The sequence below is a fragment of the Candidatus Eisenbacteria bacterium genome (assembly GCA_005893275.1).
Taxonomy (GTDB): Bacteria; Eisenbacteria; RBG-16-71-46; order SZUA-252; family SZUA-252; genus WS-7.
Genome location: VBOW01000074.1, coordinates 1 through 8,191 on the forward strand (window position 1 = coordinate 1; position 8,191 = coordinate 8,191).

The window sequence follows — 8,191 nt, forward strand, 5'->3', positions numbered from 1 at the left end:
CTTCAAGCAGGAAAGGTGAACGCCATGAAGAACAGCAAATCGCTCGTCCACAGCATCGTCGCAATGGTCGTCCTCGCCTCGACGCAGTTTCCTGGTGCCGCCGCGAAGGCCGAGGGGATGTTCCCTGTCGGGACCGCAGCCAATACCGTCGATCTCCAGAATGCGCGCGGAGCGGTGCCATACGAGGGTGGCTGGGCCATCCCCCTGGCCGGCGAGCGCCCTGCCTGGTACACGTCCGAATTGGAGCAGCAGGTTCTCGCAGCGGGAGGAACCCCGGTGGCCGCGCCCACGGATATCCCGCTCCCCAGCGAGATCGGGATACGGCCCGGATCCTGGATGATCGCGCCTTACGGCTGCACAATGAATTTCGTCTTTACGAGGAACGGCGGGTTCGCCATCGGGACGGCGGGCCACTGCGTCGACAAGCTCGGCCAGCACGTTGTCCTCCTCACGCTGGCGCCGGGAACGCAAAACCCGGTGCTGGTCGATATCGGCACCGCGATTGCTCGACACGAAAACGGGATCGGTGACGATTTCGCGCTCGTGTCCATCAATCCGGTGCTCAACCCCTGGGTCAGTGCGACGACGGCCGTGATTGCTGGGCCCTGCAATCAATACACGGGTTTCGGCCCGGAGACAGTCTGGCACTACGGTCATGGGCTCGGCATAGGTACTGGGGGGACCCCTCGCGCCGGGGTGGCGCTGACCTGGAAAAAGGATGCCTACGGCTGGGACAGTCCGGCCATCTTTGGAGATTCCGGGAGCCCGGTCCGTGTCACGGACCTTGAGGCTGCGGGCGACCTCACGCACCTGGTCGTGGATACGAAGTGGCTGCCGAGCGTCATTGCCGGAACCCGCATCGGCAAGATGCTGCAGATCGCAAATGGCTGGAGTCTGGTGAACAGCCCGCTGTGCACCGCGGGCCTTGGCGCGCCGGCGGTGGCCACGGACATCGGAGCGGGAGCTCCCATGGTGATGGTCGAGCGGCCCGAGCCTTCACCCACAGTAGGCAGCGTACGGGTCAAGCTCGCGTTGGCGAAGGCGACGGATGTCGAGGCAAGGATTTTCGATATCCGCGGACGCGCGATGGCAACCCTGTACCGCGGGGCACTTCCCGGCGGGACTCAAATCTTGAATTGGGACGGAAAGACCCGGGACGGGTCAATGGCGCCAGCCGGCGTCTATTTCGTCCAGGTACAGGCGGACCAGAACGTGATCGGGAGCAAGTTCGTTTTGGTAAGGTGAAATCTCACGCGCACGCGCCGTAGCGGTCATAAGCCGCGGGGTCGTAGACGAGATCGAGCGTGGGCACGAGCCGGACCTCGACGCCGCCGAACTTGCGCTTGAAGACGCTTATGCTCTGCCAAGGATGATCGGGCTCGCCCGTGGGAGCGACCCCCCACAGATCGTACCAGTCGTAGCCCATCGCCTTCGCGCGCCTCATGATCTCGAAATGGAGAAGGTACGGCGCCATGAACTTGCGGCTCCCAGTCAGCGAGCCGCCGAAGAAGTAGGTGGCGCGCGAGCCGAAGTACACAACGACAGCCGCGGCGATGCGCCTCCCCCGGTGCTCAGCGAAGAACACGGCGCCTTGCCCGAGGGGTGCGAGCTTGCCAGTGAGTCCTTCGAAGTACTCCCGGGGCTTGGGTCTGAGACCCTGTCGACGGACTGTTGCCTGATAGATGCGCAGGAAGTTTGCAAGGCCGCGTCGAGTGCTGTCCTCGACGACGACAACGCCATGCCGCCGCGCGACCCCAATGTTGTACCTCCCCTTGGGTTTCATCTGCGCGAGGATCGCCGGCTCCGGCGGGCGCAGGTCGATGCACAGGGTATCCCGCGGCTCCATGTAGCAGTCCTTGAAAGCCGGAACCACTCGAAACCCCTGCACGAAGTCCGGCAGACGTTCCCAGCGGGGCTCGATCCTGAGATGGCTCACGGTCCTTGACTCGGTCCGCCGCCGCTCCTCGATCGCCTCGAGGATGGCCGCAAACACCTCGCTGGCGGCCCGCTCCCCGGCCGGCAGCACCGGCCCTTCGGGGATGTAGTAGAAGCAATGCCCGGGCGCGTATTCATACGTCAACACCACCGCCCCCCCGACGACCGCCCCTCGATTTCTCAGCACGACGCCGAAGTTCCCGTAGCCGGCCTCCACACGAAAGTCGGCCCACCATGAGGACTGCATGAAGCCAGACTCGGAGGTCGTCACTAGGAAGGCGTCCCAGGCCGACCAGCCTTCGGTCGCGGCGGGTAGGGCCGGCTGAGACAACGTGGCATTCGTCATCACAGCGCTGGGATCTCGCTCTCCTCGACGTCGAAGCGCACCGTGACGTGATGGAGGCGTTGCTGCACCGTCATGACCTTGTGCAGGTCCGGGTCGAAGTAGTCCCGAAGCATGGGGGGGCGCGGGGAGCGCAGGTACTGGTCGGGGTCGCGCCGTAGAGCCGACGATCCGACCACCTCGAGCTCCTCACGTGAGCTTGCGTGCTGGATGATGCACGGCACGCGGGTAATCCCTCGTTTGCGGAGAAGGTAGGCGCGATGGCTGCCGTTGCGGAGGATCAGACGGCGCTCCGCATACACGGCGTTGAGAAAGTTGGAACCGAAGCCCACCGCGATACCCACGACGCCGACGAGGACGCCGGGAGGCGGTGTATCCGGGATGTCGTGGGGCTCCAGGGGCATGATGCCGAGGAAGCGCAGGTCGTTCGACGGAGAGACGAACACGAACTTGCCCTGCGGTGTGCGCGACCATCGAACCGGCGGGAGGGGGTGATCGTGGGGGAGGCAGAGCTTGAATATCTGTTCCCGGCTCAGCTCGGGCGGCAGCTCCCGTTCCAGCCGCGCGACGTGGCCCAGGTCGATATGCCTCTGGTACACGACGATCCGCTCCAGATCCACCAGCGCTATTTCGGTGGGCACGCTGTTGAACCCATGACGGATCATCGGATCGCAGAGCAGCTCGCTCAGGAGCGGCGTGTACTCCGCTCCCATCTGGACGATCGGCGGATCATCGGCCAGTCCCGCCTCGTCCCGCTCACGGGTCTGGAGGACACGGTTGGCCGCGTTCCATTCGTCGATCAGATCCGCCTCCGCCGGCGGATCGACCGCATACCTCCGCACATGATGGAGGAACTGCTTGAGGGTGGGCCGGCCGATGAGATACAGGCCCTTGTCCGCAAGCTCCGGGGCCCCGTCGTCACTCGGCCCCGCGGCGGGCCCCGACTGGGGCGGGGCCTGCGGCGTTTCCGCCGCCGGCCTAGGCGCCCCCTTGAGCGTTTTCGCTGGAGTAGCCGTAACGATCCGGCCGTTCATCTTGTTCACCACCATGACCAGACGTCGACTTTGAGGGTTTGTGCCAGGCGGCGGCCGATCAGATTCAGGACTCGATGCTGCCCGCATGACACCTTGGCCCGCCCGGTCATCCCGGGCAGAAGGAGCCGCGTGTGGTTGTCGATGTGACTCGTGACGACGAAGGTCCTGGCCGCGGCGGAGGAGCGCGAGACGGAGGATGAGGTCGTGGGCGTTCCCGTCGCCGTGCCCGCATCGGCGGCCACGGCAATGGAGGTCACCAAGCCTCGGAACGGGACACCGGGAAGAGCGCGGGTTCGCACCTCGACCCGCTGACCTGGGCGCAGGTTGGCGATGTCCTTCTCCGAGACCATGATCTGTGCCACAACCGTGTCGATCTCGAAGACCTTTGCGATGAGGCCCCCGATTGGGACGAACTGACGCTCCATGGCGCGCAACTCGCGGGAGGGGGTGGCCACGACGCCGCCGACCGGGCTGAGCACGTTCAGCCGGTCCTCCTGCTCCAACAGGAAGCTCTGGCGGTCCTTCAGCCCCTCGATCCGCGCACGGGCCGCCTCGATCTCCTCCTTGCGCGTTCCCGCAAGCAGGACGTCGAGTCGACGCTGGGCCTCGACCTCCTCGCCCCTGGCCGCGCTGGCCAGCGCCTGCGTATCCTCGAATTCGCGAGGCGACACCAGGTGCAGCTGGAACGCCTGCGCGGTCCTGGAGGACCGGGAGCGCGCATAGGCGGCCTGGTAGGCTGCCCTGGCGAGCGCCGCGCGCGCGACCGCGATCTCAGCGGCCGTGGGGCCTGCCTCAAGCTTCTGGAGATTCGCCCGCGCCTCCTGGATCGCCGCCTGGGTCGTCTGCAGGTCGGATAAAAGTGCCTGATCGGACATCCGCGCGATCAGGCCGCCGGCCTTGACGCGGTCGCCCTCCTCCACGGCGACCTTCTCGACGATGCCTGCGACCGCCGCACGAACATCGGCGTTCTCCACTGGGAGCACGCTCACCGGACCGGATACTCGAAGCTCCGTGCGTCCGAACACGACGCCGAGCACGAGGACAGCCGCGGCTCCCGCGAGCGCCAAGCGGCGTCTCTTCCACCGGGGGCTTCGCGGGCTACGTGGCGTCGCAGGTTCGCTCCCGCCGCCCGCATCGGGATCGCCGCCCGCGTCCGGATCGGAGCTCGCGTCGCTGGGGTCATCGTCTAGCGTCCCCTTGCCCATGAGACCGCGGATGCGGCTTCGCAATCGCGTTCCCACCATAGCGCCGAACAGGGCCAGCGCGATCGGCTGGCCGCTGCCGATGAGAATCCCCCCGGCCTTCATCGTCACCAGACCGAGCAGCGAGAACGAATAGACGGTCGCGATGGCCCCGTAGGTTAGAAAGATGCGGCGCTCGCGCGGCGACGCGGATGGCGCGGGGCGATCGCCCGATCCCACCAGCCGCCTGATCAAGTTCCCGACGTAGCGGAACGACTTCCGTCTCAAGTTGGGGATCTCGAGGAAGTCGCTCAGAAGGTAGTAACCGTCGAGCTTGATCAGCGGGTTGAAATTCACGAGGGTCTTCACCCCGGAGCCGATCATGACGAGCAACGCCACGTAGCTGATCCAGGTATCTCCATCGGCCACCTGCCATGCGAACACCGCCAGGGCCCAGAGGAAGAGCTCGAAGTAGGGTCCCGCGAACCCCACCCACATCCGCTTCGATCTTTCTGGAAACAGCCAGGCATCGCTCACGTTGCAATAGAATGCGGGCGCAAAGTAGATGAGCATGAAGCCCATCTCGCGAACCTCCCCGCCGAAGTGACGGCACGCCATGCCATGGGCGAATTCATGCAACGACACGACAGTGAACAGTACCGCGACGAGCATTGGGATAGCCGAGGGGAAGCCGATCCGGGTGAGGTCGTCTCGAAACGAGGTCCAGGACATAGCCAGGGTGGCCGCAGCCAAAATGATGACCGCCGCCGAGAAGACCATGAATCGACGCGTGAAGAAAAACCGCGCGCGAGGAAGCAGCCAATCGAAGAGCCGCGTCGGATCGAGGACCGGCAGCCGAAGGTACAGTAGACTTCCGCGCGGCCGCCGGCTCGAGAGGCCGCGATCCCGCCGAGGGGCGCGGTCGGTCTCCAGCAGACGGTTCTTGTCCAGCTTCTGCACGAAGAGCTCGAGCGCGCCGTCGGGAAGTGGGGCACCGAATCGCGATTCGGTGCGCTGCCGGATTTCCTCGAGGTGTGCTACGCCGTCGAGCTGCTGAAGGATAAAATCCTCGACCTCTCCGAACCGATAGAAGTCGTCGCTCGCGGGATCCTTGACTACGACGAACACGCCCCGCGGGGTGTGCTGCCGACGGATAATCAGGTCAATCCGCAATCTTGGCGGAGAGGGTGTTGTGGCCCCGCCGGCCATGCGTTGGGTGCCTCCAAGGTGCCCGCGACCACCGGGAGTCTGGCTGCTCAAGACGCCGGGGCGCGGTCATCGAGAATAAGTTGGACCCGCGTCGCGAATGCCTGTCTGAGCCGCGGTCGGCAGCTGCCCTTCGACCGAACGAGCAGCCCCACCGGCCCAGCGACCGCACACCCTTCCCTGGGTCCGGCGCCTTCGCGACGCCGGGTCTTTCGATAGTTTACGAGCTAGCTACAGCTGTTGCTCTTCGAACCCTTGGAGCCGCAGCTGCCGCTCTTGGAGCCCTTGGAGCCCTTGGAGCCATGGTGACTCTTGGAGCCATGGCCCTTGGAGCCTTTGGAGCCCCCGCCACAACCGCCCCAGCCGCCCGGGGCGATGCGCTGCTCGAGCTTCTCGAGCTCGAGGTTCAGATGCCTCATAAGTTCTCACCCCCCTTCATCGGCCCGCCATTTCTTCGGCGGCCCAGGATCGCCGTGCTTCGGAATCCCCGTTTCACGGCGTCGGAATGCGGTGCAAGGCAACGGGCGTGCCACGAGACCAGAGTGGCGCACGCCCTCAAATTGCAAGTACAGTCGAGGTGAAACCCATGGATTGCTCAGCGAACTGGAAGGGAAAATGCGAAAGATTTCAAACGTGCTTGTAGAAGTTACCCTTGCGGTCGAACAACATCGGGTTGGCTGGTGCTCCCCCTCTTCGTATTGGAATGGCTCCGGCATGCCTTTTCTCGCGGTGGACGTCCGATCCCCTCGAGGGTTCGCCTCAGCGTGCGCGGTGGCGCTACCGGAAGTAAAGACGGGAGGGTTCTGAATTAAGAGTGGGGAAAACCCTGAGCGCGCCCCAATCCCTCACCGCGGAGGCACGACCGGGCCACCGCGGTTTCTATCGGTGCGAGAAGGTTGCCTTGTGATTTGAGAACGGGATCATGAGCACCTTGAAGAGCACGAACCCGAGCGCGTCCGCGGCAAGGATGTACCAGGGCCATGGCCCCATGACATCCAGGAGCGAGGGTTGGGACGGCTTCGCCCGGAGGTAGAGATAGTTCTCGTGCGCCACCGCGTCGATCACCCCAATGATGGCGGCGTAGGCGTTCGTGAGCCAGAAAACATGTAGGTCCGCGCGCGGTCGGGGCCGGACCCCGTGCCCGAACGCGAGGACGGCGGCCGAGACCGCGACCCCGCCGTGGAGTGCGAAGAACGAAAGGCAGCGGCTATCGGGGAAGCCGTGATCCACGTCTGGAGTCAGCATCGCGATCACCGTCCCCGACAGTCCCCAGAAGTAAAGGATCTCGCAGGCGATTTGCCGGCGGGTCAGGAGCGCCCACACGGCGATGAGAACCGCCAGGTCGCAGAAGTGGAGCGGAAGCACGTCGAGCCAATCGAGTCTGCGGATGGGCAGCGCGTCCGCGAGGGCGAACACGAGGCCGAACGAGAGGAGCCCGGCCAGCCCGAATCGAACCGCCGTCCGGACGCGCGCGAAACCGCCATGACTCCGCCGCAGAACCCATGATAGGAGAATCGCGACCGCGACCAACGCGATGAGCGTGGTCACATGCTCGAGCCCAAAGCGTTCGAACGGATTCACGAGTTCGCAATATCCTCCCGAAGGGTGCTAGTTTCCATCAGAAACCCCAGAGAGGCTCGCTATGGCCCCCGCCGTGATACCGACATGGCTCTCTGCCGCGATCCTACACAAGAATCAGACGAAGCCCGACATACGGCTCACCCCAACTGCAATCTGCCGCTCAGCTTAGATGGCGGCTCCACTTTCTGATTCCAAAGACGCTCGCCCGGACTATCTTCTAGTCGTCGACCCTGTGGAGGTCATGCCGTGAAAAGGCCCGTTCGGAGCGTGCTCGGAGTTCTCCTTCTTGTCGGTATCGTCCCCTCCGCCTCCCCTGCGCGTCTGTCCTCGCGCGACCCGGCCCGCGCCCCACTGTTGCCTACTACCCCGGGGACCTGCCCGGTCCAGGGCCTGATTGCCGTGTCAGGCAACAACTCGGTCTCGCTCTCGTGGCGACCCGAGGGGGCGCCTGGATTTGACCATTATGCTGTGTATCGCTCTACGACGCCGTTTTCCACAGTCGTAGGCCTGACTCCCGTGTCGACATTCCCATCACCAACAGACACGACCTGGGTGGACACGGGACCTACGAATGGGACGACATACTATTACGCGGTCACCTCCATAGTGAGCGGAGGGCCGGATTGCGGGAACATCTCGAGCATCGGGCCACGGCGGCCGCGTTCCGAGACGGATCTTCAAGTTGTGACAATCTCCCGGCAGCCTCGATTTCCCCGCTTCGATCCGATCTATTCCACGGTCGCCATGACGGAGCCCTCGGGCTTTGGCCCCTACAATGTAGTGAGGGCGACGGGCCTCGGAGGCGGGCAGACACCATCGACCCAGCGGTGGCCGAATTTGGGTGACCCGGTCACCTATCTGGCCTCGGTCCGGAATCGCGGCACGAACACCTGGGCGGGAACGATGCACGG

5 protein-coding genes are annotated in these 8,191 nt (G+C 64.7%); 1 reads left to right on the forward strand and 4 read right to left on the reverse strand.

Annotated elements, in window-relative coordinates; translation table 11 throughout:
- Positions 1-15: 15 nt before the first annotated feature.
- Entirely contained in the window at positions 16-1,245 is a 1,230-nt protein-coding gene (locus E6K76_12020) for a T9SS type A sorting domain-containing protein (GenBank protein ID TMQ56882.1), read from the forward strand.
- 4 nt (positions 1,246-1,249) lie between these two features.
- Here E6K76_12020 and E6K76_12025 read toward each other — a convergent pair whose 3' ends face one another.
- From E6K76_12025 to E6K76_12040, 4 genes are all read right to left on the reverse strand, one after another.
- Positions 1,250-2,281, reverse strand: a complete 1,032-nt coding sequence (locus E6K76_12025) for a peptidoglycan bridge formation glycyltransferase FemA/FemB family protein (protein ID TMQ56883.1) — start codon at positions 2,279-2,281, stop codon at positions 1,250-1,252.
- Positions 2,281-3,327, reverse strand: coding sequence for a hypothetical protein (locus E6K76_12030; GenBank protein ID TMQ56884.1), 1,047 nt, complete (start codon positions 3,325-3,327; stop codon positions 2,281-2,283). The genes E6K76_12025 and E6K76_12030 overlap by 1 nt, the downstream gene beginning before the upstream one ends.
- Complete coding sequence (locus E6K76_12035; protein TMQ56885.1) at positions 3,318-5,702, reverse strand: HlyD family efflux transporter periplasmic adaptor subunit; 2,385 nt, start codon at positions 5,700-5,702, stop codon at positions 3,318-3,320. Before E6K76_12035 ends, E6K76_12030 begins: the two co-directional genes overlap by 10 nt.
- A gap of 876 nt (positions 5,703-6,578) precedes the next feature.
- Positions 6,579-7,280, reverse strand: coding sequence for a TIGR02206 family membrane protein (locus tag E6K76_12040; GenBank protein ID TMQ56886.1), 702 nt, complete (start codon positions 7,278-7,280; stop codon positions 6,579-6,581).
- Positions 7,281-8,191: the final 911 nt, after the last annotated feature.